Below are 16,759 nucleotides of genomic sequence, written 5' to 3' on the forward strand. Positions count from 1 at the left end.
ATGGACGTCGTCACCCCTCGCCATCTCACCAGCGTGACCGGTGCCCAGGTCGCCCTGCCGGACCCGGACCGCCTGGTCCACCTCCAGTTCCGTCGCTTCGCCGGCTGCCCGGTCTGCAACCTCCACCTGCGCTCGATCGTCCGCCGGCACGCCGAGATCGAGGCGGCGGGCGTACGCGAGGTGGTGCTCTTCCACTCCCCCGCCGACGAGTTGCGCGAGCACGTCGCCGACCTGCCGTTCGCCGTGGTGGCCGATCCGGACCGGCGGCTCTACCGGGAGTTCGGGGTGGAGTCGGCGCCGCGGTCGCTGCTCGACCCGCGCGCCTGGCTGCCGATCCTGCGCGGCGTGGCGATCAGCACCTGGTACATCCTGCGCGGACGGGAGCGGTCGCCGTCCCTTACGCCGCACGGCGGCCGGTTCGGGCTGCCGGCCGACTTCCTGATCGCGCCGGACGGGCGGGTGCTCGCCGAGAAGTACGGCGAACACGCCTCCGACCAGTGGCCGGTGGACGAACTGCTGGCCCAGGTCAGCCGGAGCCGGTCGGCGCGGTGACCGCTGGATCGCCGGTCGGGACGTACCCGCCGAGGGGTGCCGGGCAAACGGCGGTCAGTGGGCGGTCGGCGGGGTCCAGCCGAAGCGCGGCGGGCGGCGCTCGTTCATGGCCGCCACCCCCTCGCGGGCCTCGCCGCTGTCCCGCACCTGGGCGTGCCACCAGGCCAGCCGGTCGGCGTCGGCGCGCCCGTCGACGATCTCCTTCGCGGCGGCCACCGTGAGCCGGGAACGCTCGGCGATGGTGGCGGTCAGCGTTGTCACCCGCCCGGCCAGCTCCCCGGCCGGCAGCACCTCGTCCACCAGGCCGATCCGCAGCGCCCGCTCGGCGTCGACCAGCTCGCTGCTGAACAGCAGGTGCTTGGCGGCGGACGGACCGACGAGCGCGGCCAGCCGGCGGGTGGTCGGCGCCGGGTAGACCAGGCCGAGCCGGGCCGGGGGTACGCCGAACCGGGCCTCCGCCGAGGCCAGCCGCAGGTCGCAGGCGACGGCGAGCTGGCAGCCGCCGCCCACGCAGGCGCCCTCGATCGCGGCCACAGTGGGACGGCCGAACGCGGCGAGCCGTTCCTCGGCGGCCACCGCGATGCTGCCGTCTCCGGCGGCCAGCAGCTCGTCGAGGTCGCCGAGGTCGGCGCCGGCGCAGAACGTGCCGGCCGCGCCGGTGAGCACCAGCACCCGTACCGCCGGGTCGGCCTCCAGGCCGTCGAGCAGCACCGGGAGCTGCCGCCACATGGCCGGGGTCATGGCGTTGCGCCGGGCCGGGTTGTGGATGACCACGGTTGCCACCGGGCCGTCCACCCTGACCGTGAGTTCCGCGTCGGACATGGTGCGACCGTAACGGGCGGGGCCCGGCGGCCACCCGCGTGGGGTGGCCGCCGGGCCCCGGGGTCGGGCGGTCAGGTCAGGAGACGTTGACAGCGGTGTCGTCGAGCACGAACGACGTCTGCAGGGAGACGTCCTCGGTGCCGGTGAACTTCAGCGTGACGGTCTGCCCGGCGTACGACGCCAGGGAGAACGACTTCTGGCTGTAGCCGCTGGCCTTGTTCAGGTTCGAGTAGGTCGCCAGCGTGGCCAGCACCGAACCGGAGGAGTTGAGCACCTGCACGTTCAGCTTGTCGTACTGGACGCTGCTGGTGGTCTCGGCCGAGTCGATGTGCAGCCAGAACGAGAAGGTGTACGTGGAGCAGCCGCTCGGCAGGCTCACCGACTGCGACAGCGAGTCGGTGCGGGTGCTGCCGTAGCCGTTGAGCCAGGCGTTCCACGTACCGGTGCGGGTCGGCTGGCCCTGCGAGCCGTACTGGCCGATCACGCCGGAGGTGGAGGTCCAGACCGTGTTGCCGGACTCGAAGCCCGGGTTGCCGAGCTTCTGGCCCGCGCCGGTGCAGCCGCCGCCGGTGCCGTTCACCGTCAGCGAGAACGTGGCGGTCTTCGTGCCGGACGCCGCGCTGCCGGTGACGGTCACCGAGTAGGTGCCGGTCGGCGTGCTGGAGCTGGTGGAGATGGTGAGCGTGGACGAGCCGCCCGAGGTCACCGAGGAGGGGCTGAACGACGCGGTGGCGCCGGTCGGCAGGCCGGACGCGGAGAACGTCACGGTCTGCGCGCTGCCGTTGGTGGTGGCCGTGGCGACGGTGGCGGTGACCGAACCGCCCGCGGTGACCGACCCGGCGGTCGGCGAGAGCGAGACGGAGAAGTCGTTGCCGGTGGAGCTGCACGGCGCGTCGTTACCGGCGACGTTCACCGCGGTCCAGGCGGCCTGGACGGTCTTGTACTCGGTGGAGCAGTTGCCGTACAGGTCGGTGGCGGCCCGCAGGGTGTACGCGCGGGCGGTGTTGGCCGGGTTGCTCGTGTTGACGTACGAGGTGTTCGAGGTGAAGTACACGTCGAGCGCCCGGTACCAGATCTTCTCCGCCTTGGTGCGGCCGATGCCGGTGACCGCCGGGGCCGAGCCGCAGACCGGCGAGGTGCCGTACGCGGTGGCGCCGGTGCCCTCGGCGAGGTTGAAGAAGAAGTGGTTGCCGACGCCGGAGGAGTAGTGCACGTCCTTGTTCTTCGTGCTGGTGGACCAGCAGGAGTCGGACGAGCCGTCCAGCGACGGGTTGTACATGTAGCGCAGCGGCGTACCGTTGCCGTTGATGTTGATCTTCTCGCCGACCTGGTAGTCGCCCGGGTCGCTCGGCGCGGCGGCGTAGAACTCCACCATGTTGCCGAAGATGTCGCTGGTGGACTCGTTCAGGCCACCGGACTCACCGGAGTAGACCAGCCCGGCCAGCGCCTCGGTGACGCCGTGGCTCATCTCGTGGCCGGCGACGTCCAGCGAGACCAGCGGGCGGGAGTTGCCCGAGCCGTCGCCGTAGGTCATCTGGGCCCCGTCCCAGAAGGCGTTGACGTAGTTGTTGCCGTAGTGCACCCGGCTCGGCACGCCCTGGCCGTTGCCGAAGATGCCGTTGCGGCCGTGCACGTTCTTGAAGTAGTCGAACGTCTTGGCGGCGCCGAAGTGGGCGTCCACGGCGGCCGACTGCCGGTTCGAGGTGGCGCCGTTGCCCCACGCGTTGTCCGCGTCGGTGAACGTGGTGCAGGTGGAGGTCCCGTTGTTCATGTCGCAGGTGCGGCCGTTGCCGCGTACCGGGTCGATCATCTGGTACGTGCTGCCGGAGAGCGTGGTGTCGATGGTGACCGAGCCGGTGTAGATGCCCTGGCCGGTGCCGGCCACCGTCTCGATCTCGTCGTACGAGCCGATCACCTTGCCGGTGGTGGCGTCGGTGACGACGTGCAGCTTCGACGGGGTCTGCTTGTCCGCCTTCCAGCCCGTCGCGACGGTCTCCCAGGCGAGGCGGCCCTTGCCGCTGCTGGCGTCGACGAACAACTCCGGCGTGCCGACCGAGGTGAGCGAGCCGGAGAACGTCTTGCGGGCGCTGGCCTTGGCCGCGTCCGCGCCGACCTTCGCGGTGGTGCTCAGGGTCAGCGGGGCGTCGAGGCTGACCGACGCGCTGGTCATGGTGCCGTTGGGGGCGGTGTGGATGACGAAGTCACCGCCGTACACCCGGAGACCCTGATAGGTCCGGCTGTACCGGGTGTGCGCCGCCCCGGAGGGGTCGACCTTGGTGCGGACGGCCTGATAGGCCTCACCGCCGGCGCCCTTGACGACGCCGGGGTTGGCGCGCAGCAGGCTCGCGGCCTTGGCCGCGGCCGAGGTCTCGGGGCTGGGGGCGGTTGGCGCTGCCGCTTGCGCCGAGGTGGTGACGCAGGCCAGCACGCTGCTGGTGAGCAGCGCTGCGCTGACGGCGGCGACGGATCTTTTCACGGGCCCTCCTGGAAGGCGAATGTTGTGACGGGGGTAGTCACTGATGTAGATATAGCGATACATCGACGAACGTGAAAGAGGCTGGCGGGAACCCGCCGGAGACACTGACCGAACGGATGAGGAGGACCGGTGGACCGGAACCGGGTGGTCCCGTCGCGCGTCCGAACCGGTATGAGAGCTGCCCCCGCCGTGGCGGCCGTCGCCGCCCTTCTCGTCCCGCTCGCCGGCTGCGCCCGCACCGACGCGCCACCCGTCGTCACGGACGGGCCCTCGCCGCTGGCCACCGAGGTCGTGCTCGTGAAGTCGGGCGGCATCGCCGGGCTGACCGACACCGTCCGGGTCGGGCCGGACGGCCACTGGACCCGCACCGACCGCGCCGGCGCCTCCCGAGAGGGGCAGCTCGCCGCGGAGAAGCTCACCCGGCTGCGGCAACTCGCGGCCGACCCCCGGCTGGCCGCCGAAGCCGCCGTCACCGCACCGGCGACCATGTGCGCCGACGCGTTCAGCTACCGGCTCACCGTCGGGCCCAACCAGGTCAGCTACGTGGACTGCCCGCCGCAGGCCACGCCGCCCGCCGTCACCGCGCAGGTGGTGGACCTGCTCAACGGCGCCACAGGCTGACCGGCGCCGACTTCAAACCCGTTCCGGCTGTGACATCGGCCTATGGCCGGCCGGCCGGCGGCGGGGCCAGCATGGAAGGCATGACTCGCGCACTCATCGCCCTGACCAGTCACTCCGAGCTGGGCCGCACCGGCCGCTCGACCGGCTACTACGTCGGCGAGGCCGCCGAGCCGTGGGAGGTGTTCCGGGCCGCCGGCTACGACGTCGACCTGGTCTCCGTGGCCGGCGGCGAGCCGCCGGTCGACGGGCGGGACGAGAACGACAGCACCCAGAACGACTTCCTCGCCACCGCCGGCGTCACCGACACCCCGAAGGCCGCCGACGTCGACCCGGCCGGGTACGACGTGATCCTCTTCGCCGGCGGTCACGGCACCATGTGGGACTTCCCCGACGACCCCGACCTGGCCCGGATCGCCCGCTCGGTCTACGAGCGCGGCGGTGTGGTGGCCGCCGTCTGCCACGGCCCGTCGGCGCTGGTGAACCTCACGCTCACCGACGGCTCACGGCTCGTCGCCGGCAAGCGGGTCGCCGGGTTCACCAACAGCGAGGAGGCGGCCGTCGGCCTCACCGACGAGGTGCCGTTCCTGCTCGCCGACAAGCTCACCGAGGCGGGCGCGCAGCACGTGCCGGCGCCTGACTTCACCGAGCACGTGGTGGTCGACGAGCGGCTGGTGACCGGCCAGAACCCGCAGTCCGCCCGCGCCGTCGCCGACGCCGTGGTGAAGCTGATCGCCTGAGCGCCGGATCAGAACCGGTAGTCGTCGGGCAGGCCGGTGGCGCGCAGCTCGGGTGGCAGGTGGGCGACGTCGTTCAGCGCGACGAGCGTCGGCGGGCCACCCGAGCTGTAGCGGATCACGGTGAGCCCGCAGTTCTGGTGGTTGAGCCCGATCCAGCGGTGCGGCGGCGCCTCCAGCGCGTGCAGCACCAGCCAGGCGACCAGGAAGTTGTGAGTGACGACCAACTCGCGTACGTCACCCTCCGCGGGGGCGGCGGCGAACCGCGCCACCGCCTCCGCGGTCACACGCGGTCCGTCGCGCCGCTCCCGCTCGGTGAACCCGGCCAGGAACTCCGCGTACCGCTCGGGCAGGCCGGCCGGGTCGGTGTCGTGCGGCACGTGGTCGCCGGCCCGGTCGTCCTCGCGTACCGGAACACCCGGCAGCGACGCCGCGACCAGCGCGGCGGTCTCCGCGGCCCGGCGGGCCGGCCCATGGTGTACGGCGGCGAAGCGCGTGCCGCGCAGCCGCTCACCCAGCAGCGTCGCCTGCCGCCGGCCGCGCTCGGACAGGCCGGTGTCGGCCTCCTCCTCCGCGCGGTCCTGCTCGCCGTGGCGGACCAGGTAGAGCAGGCGGCTGGGCATCGGCGCCTCCACGGTCGGGGACCGCGAGACTAGCCCGCCGCCGCGCCGTTCACTGCCCCTGGCGCATCTGCCCGATCCGGATCCGGTTGCCGAACGGGTCGCGGATGCCGAAGTCGATCCCGTACGGCCGGTCGGTCGGCTCGTCGGTCACCTCCACACCCTTCGCGACCAGATCCGCGTACGTCTTGTGCGCGTCGTCGGTGGTGAAGAAGAGGAACCCGCCCGCGGCGCCCTTGGTCAGCAGCTCCCGGACCTGCTCGGCGGTCTTCGGGTCCAGGGCCGGCGGGCCCGGCTTCTCCAGCAGGATCTCCCGGCCCGGGTCCCCCGGCACGTTCACGGTAAGCCAGCGCATGAAGCCGAGATCCTGGTCGGTGCTGACCTCCAGGCCCAGCTTCCCGACGTAGAAGTCGAGCGCCTCGTCCTGGTCGAGCACGTAGATCTGCGAGCGGGAAGTCGAAGTCATCGTCATGCCGACGACGCTAGAGCAGCGGCCTGACCTGCTGCTTATCCAAAACTGCTCGGTCTGGTCCAGGACTTGGCGAAGCAGCTCGGCACGTCCGGCGGCGCGGCCCGGCGACGCCGGAAGGCCGAGGGCGACGCACCGACGATGCCGTGGAACGTCCGGCTGAACGTGCCGAGGCTGTTGAAGCCGACGGCGAGGCAGATGTCGGTGACGTCGCGGTCGGTCTCCAGCAGCAGGGCCATGGCCCGCTCGACCCGGCGGCGTTGCAGGTAGCGGTGCGGGGTCTCGCCGAAGGTGGCCCGGAAGGTACGGATGAAGTGCGCCTCGGACACGTGGGCGATCCGGGCCAGCGCGGCGATGTCCAGCGGCTGCGCGTACGCCCGGTCCATCGCGTCGCGGGCCCGCAGCATCGCCCGATTGGACACCTCGACCGCTCTGCTCACGCCGTCCCCCCGCCGGCCAGCCTACCGAGACGTCGATCGTCAGCACGGCCGAGGCGCCCTGACCCGTGCCACCCGTTGTCGGCCGCCCCGCCCGGTGGAAGACACCGTCCGGGGCGGCCCTGGTGTGCGCGCTGCTGTCATCCGGCCCGAGCGACGGCTCCTGCGATCACGAGGCGCAGGTGTTGAGCATGCTCTGCAGTGCTGACTTCTCGGATGATTGGAGCGTCAGGCCCCAGTTGTACTTCACGGTGATCCACATCTTGCTGTAGGTGCAGCGGTACGACGTCAGCGGCGGCTGCCACGTCGAGGGGTCCTGGTCGCCCTTGGCCTGGTTGACGTTGTCGGTGACCGCGATCAACTGCGGGCGGGTCAGGTCGTTGGCGAAGCTCTGCCGACGGCTCGTCGTCCAGGAGTTGGCTCCGGACCGCCACGCCTCCGCCAGGGGCACGACGTGGTCGATGTCGACGTCGGAGGCGGCGTACCAGGTCGCACCGTCATAGGGGCTGTACCAGCGGCCTGAGGTGGCGGCGCAGGAGCTGCTGACCACGACGGACGTGCCGTCCCGCTTGAGGACCTGCTCGCGGGTGTTGCAGGTTCCGGTGATGGTGATCCAGTGGGGGAACAGGTCCCGCGAGTAGCCGGACATTGAGCCCTGTGCGGCCACTGTCAGCGCGTTGAGCTGCGACTGCGCCGTCGCCTGGGAGGGGATGCCGGGCGGGGTGGCCGAGGCCGGCTGGCCGTTCACGGCGGCGAGAACAGCGCCCGCGAGGGCGGCGGCGGTGATCGCGGCGGCACGGCGCCAGGCACGCGGGGTGAGGGTGACGGACGTGATCGGCATGACGGCGACCCTTCGTCGAGGAAAGTGACAGCAACCTTCCCTGACGATCATGTCCATCGATCGGCGTCCCTGTAAAGAACAGCTGTCCGGTTGTCGAGCATCGAGCCGCCCCGCACCGCCGACGCGCCGACTCCGCCGGCGTCACTCAGAGCAGCGGCGGCGTGACGGTCGCCGTGGCCCTGACCGCGGTGGGCGTGACCGGCATGTTCCTCACGGACCAGGGCAGGTCAGCTGACCTGCGGTGTTGTCGGCATCTTGTCCGGAGTGCGAGGTACAGGTCCGTTAGCTGCCGTCCACCGGGTCGTCGTACGGCGGCGACACCTCGTCGTTCCAGGAACGTTTCACGTAACCGCCGGTGAGATCTTGGAGCTGCAGGTTGACCTCGATCAGGGTGTTGATCTCCTGGAGCACCTCGTCGAGATCGTCGAACGTGACCTGGAACCGGCGGTCGTAGGTGGCCATCTCGGGGATGCCATAGTCCTCGGCGACCTCAGCGGCCTCAGCGACAATCCGTGGCCCCGCGTCGAAGGTCACCTCCAGCCGGGGACCATCGGACCATTGGACGGTGAATCGGTCGCTCTCCTCGGCCACCACCATCGACTTCAGGCGCTGCACGGCGTCGGCAAGGGTGACGGACCCGGTGAAGTAGACCCGGAACCCATCGCGCGGCCAGAGGTGAGACGAAACGGGATCGTCCAACAGCAGATCGACCGCAGCGTCGATCCTGGACTCAGCTTCGGTCAGCGGCACACCCAGTTGCGAAACATGGGCGACCAGGCCCGTAGCGTCCGCTACCACGTGCCCGATCCGGTACATGGTCCGGACGAGCCCTTCAGCATCCACGTCACTGCCACTGTGCCAGAACGGCAGATTGATGGCCGTCTCACCGGACCGGTAGCGCACCGTAATGCCGCTGGGCTGGTGCGTCAGCGTGCGGCTCGGGCCGTCCTCGCCCAGAACCACCTCGCCGACGACGTCCCGTACGCCGGAAACGATGGCGTCCCATGCCTGCGAGTCGGACGGCTCACCCGCACCCTTCCGTTCGCCGTCCGACGCCTTCAGCGAGGGCTGTCCGACGGGCTCGGGTAGCAGGATGAGATCAAGAGTCATGGCCGTCAGGCTAGGGCCTGTGACGGGCGGTCGTGACCCTCGTTGCTGTCATCCGGCCGGATCGCAGCGGCTGCCGCCGCGAAATGCCTGATGGAATTGGAGCCCCCGGCCGGGATCGAACCGGCGACATCTCGCTTACAAGGCGAGTGCTCTGGCCAGCTGAGCTACAGGGGCGCGTGCGTCGGGCTCAGCATAGCGACTGAGCCCCGGAAATCCCGCCTCGCAGGGCTCCCGAGCACGGAAAACGTCGGCATCCCGACCGGTGCGGCCGATGGATCATCGCCCGGGCGCGCTCCCAGCGGGGAGATTGATGCCTCGCAGTGCCCTGCTGACCGTTATGCGTATGCCGTCCATCCCACCCGGAGCGACACGTCTTGGCACGATCGCGAAAGCCGTTTACCGTGCAGTGACACGGACGACACTCCGGCGGGCTTCGGCTGCCTGAGCGACGACCCCGTTGGCCGGTGCCTTGGGCGCCGGTCGCTCCTTCACTCGGATCGTCCGGCACGTTCCTGCCGGTGAAAGGAAGCGCTCCATCATGGCCACGGTCACCTACGCGAAGGCGTCCCGGATCTACCCGGGCACCGAGCGCCCCGCCGTCAACCAGCTCGACCTCCAGATCGGTGACGGGGAGTTCCTCGTCCTGGTCGGTCCGTCCGGCTGCGGCAAGTCCACCAGCCTCCGGATGCTCGCCGGCCTGGAGGACGTCGACGACGGCGCGATCTACATCGACGACCGCGACGTCACGCACCTCCCGCCGAAGGCCCGCGACATCGCGATGGTCTTCCAGAACTACGCCCTCTACCCGCACATGACGGTGTACGAGAACATGGCGTTCGCGCTCAAGCTGCGCAAGACCTCGAAGTCGGAGATCGACCGGCGGGTCAAGGAGGCGGCCGGGCTGCTCCAGCTGGAGGAGTTCCTCAGCCGCAAGCCGAAGGCGCTCTCCGGTGGTCAGCGCCAGCGTGTCGCCATGGGCCGCGCGATCGTCCGCGAGCCGCAGGTCTTCCTCATGGACGAGCCGCTGTCGAACCTCGACGCCAAGCTGCGTGTCCAGACCCGTACCCAGATCGCCTCGCTGCAGGCGAAGCTGGGCGTCACCACCGTGTACGTCACCCACGACCAGGTCGAGGCCATGACCATGGGTCACCGGGTGGCGGTCATGCTCGACGGCGTGCTCCAGCAGGTGGACACCCCGCGGGCGCTCTACGACACCCCGGCCAACGTCTTCGTCGCCGGCTTCATGGGCTCCCCGGCCATGAACATCAAGACGGTGAAGCTGACCGAGCAGGGCGGCGCGTTCGCCGAGATGATCGTGCCGCTGACCCGCGAGCAGGTCCAGGCGGCCAGCGCCGAGGGCGGCGACGGCAAGGTCACCGTCGGCTTCCGGCCGGAGGACTGCGACCTGGTCAGCCCGTCCGAGGGCGGCATGCCGGTAGTGGTCGAGCTGGTCGAGGACCTGGGCTCCGACGCCAACGTCTACGGTCACGCCGCGCTGGAGGGCCACAACGAGCGGTTCGTGGTCCGTACCGACCGGCGCAGCATGCCGAACATGGGTGACACCGTGTTCGTCAAGCCGCGTACCGGCCGCAGCCACGTCTTCCACTCCGCCACCGGCCAGCGGATCTGACGTACGCGAGAAAAGGGGCGGCCCGCCACGGCGGACCGCCCCTTTTTCGTACTCTCGATCAGACCTCGACGGACCGGCGGCGCGCGACCTCGGCCAGCGTGACGGCGGCGGCGACGCTGGCGTTGAGCGACTCCACGTCGGAGACCATCGGGATGCTGACGGTCAGGTCGCAGGTCTCGCCGACCAGGCGGGACAGGCCGCGCCCCTCCGAGCCGACCACCACGACGAGCGGGCCGACGGCGGCCTCCAGGTCGTACAGGTCGGTCTGCCCGTCGGCGTCTAGGCCGATCACGACGAAGCCGGCGTCCTTGCACGCCTTGAGCGACCGGGTCAGGTTGGTGACCTGGGCGACGGGCACGCGCGCGGCCGCGCCGGCGCTGGTCCGCCAGGCGGTCGCGGTGATCCCGGCGGCACGCCTTTCGGGTACGAACACACCCTGCGCGCCGAACGCGGCGGCCGACCGGATGACCGCGCCGAGGTTGCGCGGGTCGGTGACGCCGTCCAGCGCGACGAGCAGCGGGGCGGCCTGTTCCAGCGCGGCGGCCACCAGGTCGTCGAACGGCTCGTAGGCGAACGGCGGCACCTGGAGGCCGACGCCCTGGTGCAGCACCCCGCCGGTCATCCGGTCCAGCTCGGCGCGGCTGACCTCCAGGATCGCGATGCCCCGGTCGGCGGCGGTACGGACGATCTCCTTGACCCGGTCGTCGACGTCGATGCCCTGCGCGGTGTAGAGGGCGGTCGCCGGCACCTGGGTGCGCAGCGACTCCAGCACCGGGTTGCGCCCGACCAACAGCTCGGGGCTGTCCTTCGCCGGGTTGGCCTTGCGGCCCGGCGCGACCCGGGGGCCGCCCCGGCCGGCCGGCTTTCCGCCCCGCCCCTTCGTCGTGGGCGTGCCCCGGCCACCGCCCTTGCCCCAGGTGGTGTCCTTGGTGCCGGGCTGGCCGATCTTGGGGGCGCGGCCCTCCTCCGCGGCGGCGCGGCGCTCCTTCTCCTGCTTCCAGGCGGTGCGCTGGGGCAGCTTCTCGGTGCCCGAGTACGCCTTGTGCCACGGCCGCTCGTCGGCGGGCAGCGTGCGCCCACGCCCGGCGAGGGAGTCCTTGTTCTTGCCGCCGGTGCCCTTGGGGGCGCCCGCCTTCGGTGCCAGTCGCCGGCCTCGGCGCTGTGAGTTGCCGGCCATCAGTCCTGCTCTCCAATAGTCCAACGCGGGCCCTGGGGGGTGTCCTCGACGACCACGCCGGCCTGCTTGAGCTGGTCGCGTACGGCGTCGGCGGCGGCCCAGTCCTTGCGGCCGCGGGCCTGCGCGCGCTGCTCCAGGGCCAGCGCGATCAGGGAGTCCACCACGCCGCGCAGGTCGTCCGTGCGGCCGCCGCCGGTCCAGGCCGGGTCCAGGGGGTCGACGCCGAGGATATCCAGCATCGCCCGGGTGGAGGCGAGCGTCGTGCGGACGGTCACATCGTCACCGGCGGTCAGCGCGGTGTTGCCGTCGCGGACCACCTCGTGCAGCGCCGCGAGCGCCGCCGAGGTGTTGAGGTCGTCGTCCATCGCGGCGACGAAAGCGGCCGGCAGGTCGCCGGGCCGGCCGCCGCCGACCCGCTCGGCCGCCCGCTGCACGAAGCCCTCGACCCGCCGGTACGCCACGGCGGCCTCGCGCAGCGCGTCCTCGGAGTAGTCGATGCGGGACCGGTAGTGCGCGGCGACGTAGTAGTAGCGCAGCTCCACCGGGCGCACCCCGAGCGAGGCCACGTAGTCGAGGTCGAGCGTGTTGCCCAGCGACTTGCCCATCTTGGTGCCGCCGATGCCGAGCAGGCCGTGGTGCACCCAGTAGCGCGCGAACGGCAGGTCGGCGGCCTGCGACTGGGCGATCTCGTTCTCGTGGTGCGGGAACGTCAGGTCGAGCCCGCCGCCGTGGATGTCGAACTCGGGGCCGAGGTAACGCCAGCACATGGCCGAGCACTCGATGTGCCAGCCGGGCCGGCCACGACCCCACGGCGACGGCCACGAGGCGTCGGCCGGCTCATCCGGCTTGACGCCCTTCCACAGCGCGAAGTCTCGCGGGTCCCGCTTGCCCCGGTCGGGGGCGTCACCGGCCGGCTGCATGTCCGCCGGGGACTGGCCGGACAGCGAGCCGTACGCCGGCCAGGAGGCCACGTCGAAGTAGACGTCGCCGGAGCCGTCGGTGGCCGGGTAGGCGTGACCGGTCTCGATCAGCCGGGTGATCAGCTCGTGCATTTCCGGGACGTGCCCGGTGGCCCGCGGCTCGTACGTCGGCGGGAGCACGTTGAGCGCCCGGTAGGAGGCGGCGAGGATCTGCTCGTTGGTGTACGCGATCGACCAGAACGGCCGGTCCTGCTCCATCGCCTTGGCCAGGACCTTGTCGTCGATGTCGGTCAGGTTGCGGATGAACGTGACCTCGAAGCCCTTGTCGAGCAGCCAGCGGCGCAGCACGTCGTAGTTGACGCCGGAGCGAAGGTGGCCGATGTGTGGCGGGGCCTGGAGCGTGAGACCACACAGGTAGACCCCCACCTTGCCGGCTTCCCGCGGGACGAAGTCCCGCACCGATCGGGTGGCGGTGTCATACAGGCGTAGCGTCACCTCACAAGGGTAGCCGTCCGCACATTTCGAGGTTGGCCGGAGCCGGGTCGTACGCTGCGTGCTGTGGACACGGCGGCGCGCACGGGAGAGACCGCACAGACCCTGGACCGGGGTCTGCGCCTGCTGCACCTCGTCGCGGACGCGCCGGGCGGGCTCACCGTCACCGAGGCGGCGCACCGGCTGGGCATCGGCCGCGCCGCTGTCTACCGGCTGGTCGGCGCGCTGACCGGCCACGGCATGCTCCGGCGCGACGGCGAGGGCCGGCTGCGCATCGGCGTGGGCGTGCTGCACCTGGCCCGCCGCGCCCAGCCGCTGCTCGCCGAGGGCGCGCTACCGGCGTTGCGCCGCCTCGCCGAGGGCACCGGGGCGACGGCCCACCTGACCGTGGTCGAGGGCGGCGAGGGGGTGGCGCTCGCGGTGGTCGAGCCGAGCTGGACGTCCTTCCACGTGGCGTACCGGACCGGCACCCGGCACCCCCTGGAGCGGGGCGCCGCCGGCCGGGCCGTGCTGGCCGGGCGGGCCGGCGATCCGGGGCCGGTGAGCACCAGCGGTGAGCTTCAATCAGGCGCGTACGGGGTGGCGGCGCCGGTGCTGGGTGTGCCCGGCCTGGAGGGCAGCGTCGGGGTGGTGTCGCTGACCCCGCTCGACGTGGCGGACATCGGCGCCCAGGTGACGGCCGCCGCCGAGGCGGTCGCCACCGCGCTCTCCTGACCCGCGCGCGCCCTTTACGCCAGCTCGGCGAGGTGGCTGCATCAAGCGGCCCGGACACCACCACCTCCCCGAGGTGGAGTGGATCATGAGCAGGTCGAAGGCCATAGCACGCGGACAGGCCGCGCGGGGGTTGTCCACAGGGCGCGAAGGGCGGCACGGTTGCGGCTGTCCACAGGGGTACCGATCTCGACCCGTGCGCCGCCACGCTCGTCACATGCCACCTCATCCTCATCGCCCACCGGAGCTGGCCTGGCAGGTCTTCCGGGGCTCGGAAGCGATCCGGCACGGGCTGCTGTCCCGGCACCATCTGCGCGGCGCGTCCTGGGTCCGGCTCCGGCAGGACGTCTACGCCGACGCGCGGCTCGACCGCGACCACGCGCTGGCCTGCCGCGCGGCACTGTTGCGCCTGCCACCCGGCGCGGCGATCGCCGGTCCGTCGGCTGCCTACCTGCACGGGGTCGAGCACGCCGCGGGCTTCACCGACGACGTGCACGTCCTGCTGCCGGCCACGGTCCGGGCCGACTCCCAGCCGGGTGTCCGGGTGCACCACGCCCCGATGTCGAGCACCCGCAGCGGCCTCCTGGTCCCCGTCGGCGCCGCCGCACCCGCGCGCACGAGCCCACCCGACGGCACGAGCCCATCCGCAGGCACACGCCCTGCCACCGGCACCAGGTCGCCCGTAGCAGCACCGCCTGCGGCGGGCCGCCTCCCGGGCACACCGGGCCGGACCAGATCGCCGGATCCGGCCCACCCCCACAACCGCCCCGGACCGCCCGGCCCGGCCGACCCGCAGAACTCAGCCGCATCGAGCCCGTTCGCAGAGTCGTCCCCCGGCGCGCTAATGATCCTGGCCGGGCCGCCGCCACGCACCGAGCCGGCCGCCTGTGCCTGGGAGACAGCGGTCTGGGCCGATCCGGTGAAGGCGGTCGGCATCATCGACGGGCTGCTGCGTACCGGTTCGGTGAACCGGTCGGCGCTGGCGAGCGAGGCGGCCCGGAACGCCTGCCGCCCCGGTGGGCGGCGGGCGGCGTGGGTGTTCGGCCTGACCGACGGGCTGGCCCAGTCCCCGCCCGAGTCGCACCTGCGGGTCCGTCTCGCCCTCGCCGGCCTGCCCCGCGCGGTGGCCCAGTATCCGGTGCGGGTGTCGACCGGCCTGATCCTCCACCCCGACCTGGCCTGGCCGGAGTTCCGGGTCGCGGTCGAGTACGACGGTCAGTGGCACTCCGACGCGGACCGGATGCACCTCGACCGGCGGCGGCTCAACCAGCTCGTCGCGGCCGGCTGGCTGGTGCTGCACGTGACCGGCCGCCGCCTGCGCAAGGAGTTCCCCGCCCTGGTCCGGGAGATCCGCGCCGCCCTGGTGGCCCGGGGGTGGCGCCCGTGACACCCGCCGGAACGCCGAGGTGGCGGCGTCCGGGTGATCCGGACACCGCCACCTCGGGGAAACGGTCGTTACGGTCGTACGTTCGGCTTGACCGGGGTCTTCACCGCGGCGTAGGCGTCGACGATGCCGTAGCCGTAGAAGCCGTTGAAGTTCAGCGAGCCCGCGCAGTACGCGTCGAACTCGGCGCTCCGGCCCTCGTTGGTGTAGCTCTGCAGCCGCGGCTCCGGGCAGGCGTGCTCGGCCGCCGTCCGGTAGAGGTGCTGCTCGACCAGGTTCGGCGCCATGCCGTAGCCGTTGCGGCCCTCCTTCTTGCCGTGCTTGCTGACGATCAGCGCCGCCACGCCCGAGACGTGCGGGGACGCCATCGAGGTGCCCTGGAGGTAGGTGTAGTAGCCACACTCACCCTTCGCGGTGCACTGCTTGAACACCGAGTTCTCGAAGCCGGCGACGATGTTGCCGTTCTCGTCGACCGACCCCTCCTCCTGGAGCACCTTCTTCGGGTACGTGGAGAGAATCATGTTGGCGTCGGTGCGGTACGTGTCGGTGCCGAAGCCGTCCCGGAACCAGCCACCCGGCGCCGCCACCGAGATCTGCTCGGTGCCGTAGTTCGAGTAGTCGGACTTCTTGCCGGACGGCCCGACCGCCGACACGCCGATCACGTGCGGGCCCTCGACCGGCAGGTCCCAGCAGGTCGCGTTGTCGATCGGGCGCGGGTACGGGTCGGCGCCGTAGTCCGGGCTGCTCACGTCGGTGCGCGGCGCGCCCAGGTCCTCATGGTTGTTGCCGAGCGAGCCGACGAGCGTGACGCCCTTGCGGTGCGCGAAGTTGAGCGCCCGCTTCATGGCCTCGATGACGGTGCGCTGCTCGGCCTGCGCCTCCGGCGAGTCGGCCGGGTTGGCGGTGCAGTTGTAGAGCCACGGGTCGACGTAGAAGGACATGTTGACCACGTCCAGGCCGGAGCGGCCCGCGTGCACCAGGGCGTTGACCACCGGGTTGAGGAAGAAGTAGCCGCTGTCCTGGCCACCCTTCAGCTCGACCAGGGAGACGTTCGGGGCCACGCCGGACAGGCCGAAGCCGTTGGCGGCGGCGCCGATGGTGCCGGCCACGTGGGTGCCGTGCCCGCCGTCGTCGGTGCCGACCGGGTCGAGGCAGCTGGCCACCTCGCACGGGCCGTCGACCTCGGGGATGTCCGGGGCGAAGTTGCGCGACAGTGCCCAGTTGAAGTTCGGTGCCAGGTCGGGCTGGCTGGCGTCGACGCCGGTGTCCAGGATGCCGACGGTCACCCGGCGGTCACCCGGCTCGATCTTGCGGGCCTTGTCGGCCCGGATCATGTCCAGACCCCAGAGCTTGTCGTCGAGCGGGTCCATCTTCTTGCCGTTGTTCTTGGCGGCCTTGCCCTTGGTCGCCGCGGCGGCCAGCAGGTGCTCCTGCTCGACCCGGTCCAGCTTCGGCTTGCGGCCGATCGCCTTCTCCTCGGCCGCGCCGACCAGGGCGCCGGCGGCGGTGGCCCGGCTGGCGAAGTCCGCCCGGTCGCTCGTGACCTGGAAGAGGCCGACATCGTCGGTACGGGCGACGACAGTGCCGCCGGCGGCGGTGATCGCGGCGATCGCGGCGTCGGTGGACACACCGCTCTCGGCCAGCACGGTGAAGGTCCGGGTGTCCGACGGCGCGGCGTTCGCCGGGATCCCCAGGCCGGTCACCGTGAGTGCCAGCGAGGCCGCAGCCGCGACCGCGCCGACGGTGAAGCGCTTGCTCACCAC

The 16,759-nt window shown here is 71.7% G+C and carries 16 protein-coding genes and 1 tRNA gene; 6 read left to right on the forward strand and 11 right to left on the reverse strand.

Going from position 1 to position 16,759, the window contains the following annotated elements; genetic code table 11:
- The gene (locus tag DQE82_RS20920) at positions 1 to 552 is read left to right on the forward strand and encodes a peroxiredoxin-like family protein (protein WP_113973554.1); all 552 of its coding nucleotides are present in this window, start codon (positions 1 to 3) and stop codon (positions 550 to 552) included.
- Positions 553 to 606: 54 nt separating this feature from the next.
- Here the strand turns inward: DQE82_RS20920 and DQE82_RS20925 are convergent, their stop codons facing one another.
- Positions 607 to 1,374, reverse strand: coding sequence for an enoyl-CoA hydratase/isomerase family protein (locus DQE82_RS20925; protein WP_064446747.1), 768 nt, complete (start codon positions 1,372 to 1,374; stop codon positions 607 to 609).
- A 76-nt stretch (positions 1,375 to 1,450) separates the two neighbouring features.
- The gene (locus tag DQE82_RS20930) at positions 1,451 to 3,850 is read right to left on the reverse strand and encodes a M4 family metallopeptidase (protein ID WP_113973555.1); all 2,400 of its coding nucleotides are present in this window, start codon (positions 3,848 to 3,850) and stop codon (positions 1,451 to 1,453) included.
- Positions 3,851 to 4,039: 189 nt separating this feature from the next.
- Between DQE82_RS20930 and DQE82_RS20935 the strand changes: the two genes are divergently transcribed.
- Together DQE82_RS20935 and DQE82_RS20940 are read left to right on the forward strand one after the other, a co-directional pair.
- A complete protein-coding gene (locus tag DQE82_RS20935) occupies positions 4,040 to 4,471 on the forward strand; it encodes a hypothetical protein (RefSeq protein ID WP_043327954.1) in 432 nt (143 codons plus the stop codon).
- Between the two features lie 80 nt (positions 4,472 to 4,551).
- A complete protein-coding gene (locus tag DQE82_RS20940) occupies positions 4,552 to 5,208 on the forward strand; it encodes a type 1 glutamine amidotransferase domain-containing protein (protein WP_233514730.1) in 657 nt (218 codons plus the stop codon).
- An 8-nt stretch (positions 5,209 to 5,216) separates the two neighbouring features.
- Here DQE82_RS20940 and DQE82_RS20945 read toward each other — a convergent pair whose 3' ends face one another.
- The 6 genes from DQE82_RS20945 to DQE82_RS20970 form a co-directional block, all read right to left on the reverse strand.
- On the reverse strand, positions 5,217 to 5,828 hold the full coding sequence (locus tag DQE82_RS20945; protein ID WP_069088749.1) for a histidine phosphatase family protein: 612 nt from the start codon (positions 5,826 to 5,828) through the stop codon (positions 5,217 to 5,219).
- Between the two features lie 49 nt (positions 5,829 to 5,877).
- On the reverse strand, positions 5,878 to 6,297 hold the full coding sequence (locus DQE82_RS20950; RefSeq protein WP_043327953.1) for a VOC family protein: 420 nt from the start codon (positions 6,295 to 6,297) through the stop codon (positions 5,878 to 5,880).
- 35 nt (positions 6,298 to 6,332) lie between these two features.
- Positions 6,333 to 6,734, reverse strand: a complete 402-nt coding sequence (locus DQE82_RS20955) for a helix-turn-helix domain-containing protein (protein ID WP_064446750.1) — start codon at positions 6,732 to 6,734, stop codon at positions 6,333 to 6,335.
- 166 nt (positions 6,735 to 6,900) lie between these two features.
- On the reverse strand, positions 6,901 to 7,572 hold the full coding sequence (locus DQE82_RS20960) for an HNH endonuclease family protein (RefSeq protein ID WP_113973556.1): 672 nt from the start codon (positions 7,570 to 7,572) through the stop codon (positions 6,901 to 6,903).
- 282 nt (positions 7,573 to 7,854) lie between these two features.
- The gene (locus tag DQE82_RS20965) at positions 7,855 to 8,682 is read right to left on the reverse strand and encodes a hypothetical protein (protein ID WP_113973557.1); all 828 of its coding nucleotides are present in this window, start codon (positions 8,680 to 8,682) and stop codon (positions 7,855 to 7,857) included.
- 97 nt (positions 8,683 to 8,779) lie between these two features.
- Positions 8,780 to 8,856, reverse strand: a tRNA-Thr gene (locus tag DQE82_RS20970).
- A gap of 364 nt (positions 8,857 to 9,220) precedes the next feature.
- On the opposite strand from DQE82_RS20970, the gene DQE82_RS20975 reads away from it, so the two are divergent.
- Positions 9,221 to 10,312 carry an ABC transporter ATP-binding protein gene (locus tag DQE82_RS20975; protein WP_043327950.1) on the forward strand — a complete coding sequence of 364 codons (1,092 nt, stop codon included), beginning with the start codon at positions 9,221 to 9,223 and terminating at the stop codon, positions 10,310 to 10,312.
- Between the two features lie 58 nt (positions 10,313 to 10,370).
- On the opposite strand, the gene rlmB is transcribed toward DQE82_RS20975, so the two are convergent.
- Together rlmB and cysS are read right to left on the reverse strand one after the other, a co-directional pair.
- Positions 10,371 to 11,489: a 23S rRNA (guanosine(2251)-2'-O)-methyltransferase RlmB gene (rlmB, locus tag DQE82_RS20980; protein WP_113973558.1), complete on the reverse strand. Its 1,119-nt coding sequence runs from the start codon at positions 11,487 to 11,489 to the stop codon at positions 10,371 to 10,373.
- Positions 11,489 to 12,904 (reverse strand): cysteine--tRNA ligase, encoded by a 1,416-nt coding sequence (cysS, locus tag DQE82_RS20985; protein ID WP_113973559.1) that lies wholly within the window; start codon positions 12,902 to 12,904, stop codon positions 11,489 to 11,491. Before cysS ends, rlmB begins: the two co-directional genes overlap by 1 nt.
- Before the next feature lie 63 nt (positions 12,905 to 12,967).
- Here cysS and DQE82_RS20990 point away from each other — a divergent pair, with 63 nt between their 5' ends.
- Positions 12,968 to 13,615: an IclR family transcriptional regulator gene (locus tag DQE82_RS20990; RefSeq protein ID WP_043327947.1), complete on the forward strand. Its 648-nt coding sequence runs from the start codon at positions 12,968 to 12,970 to the stop codon at positions 13,613 to 13,615.
- Positions 13,616 to 13,829: 214 nt separating this feature from the next.
- Positions 13,830 to 14,999 (forward strand): hypothetical protein, encoded by a 1,170-nt coding sequence (locus DQE82_RS20995; protein ID WP_199496056.1) that lies wholly within the window; start codon positions 13,830 to 13,832, stop codon positions 14,997 to 14,999.
- A 68-nt stretch (positions 15,000 to 15,067) separates the two neighbouring features.
- Here the strand turns inward: DQE82_RS20995 and DQE82_RS21000 are convergent, their stop codons facing one another.
- Positions 15,068 to 16,756, reverse strand: a complete 1,689-nt coding sequence (locus tag DQE82_RS21000) for a S8 family serine peptidase (RefSeq protein WP_064446854.1) — start codon at positions 16,754 to 16,756, stop codon at positions 15,068 to 15,070.
- Positions 16,757 to 16,759: the final 3 nt, after the last annotated feature.

It is taken from the genome of Micromonospora sp. LHW51205, assembly GCF_003315815.1.
GTDB classification, from domain to species: Bacteria; Actinomycetota; Actinomycetes; order Mycobacteriales; family Micromonosporaceae; genus Micromonospora; species Micromonospora chalcea.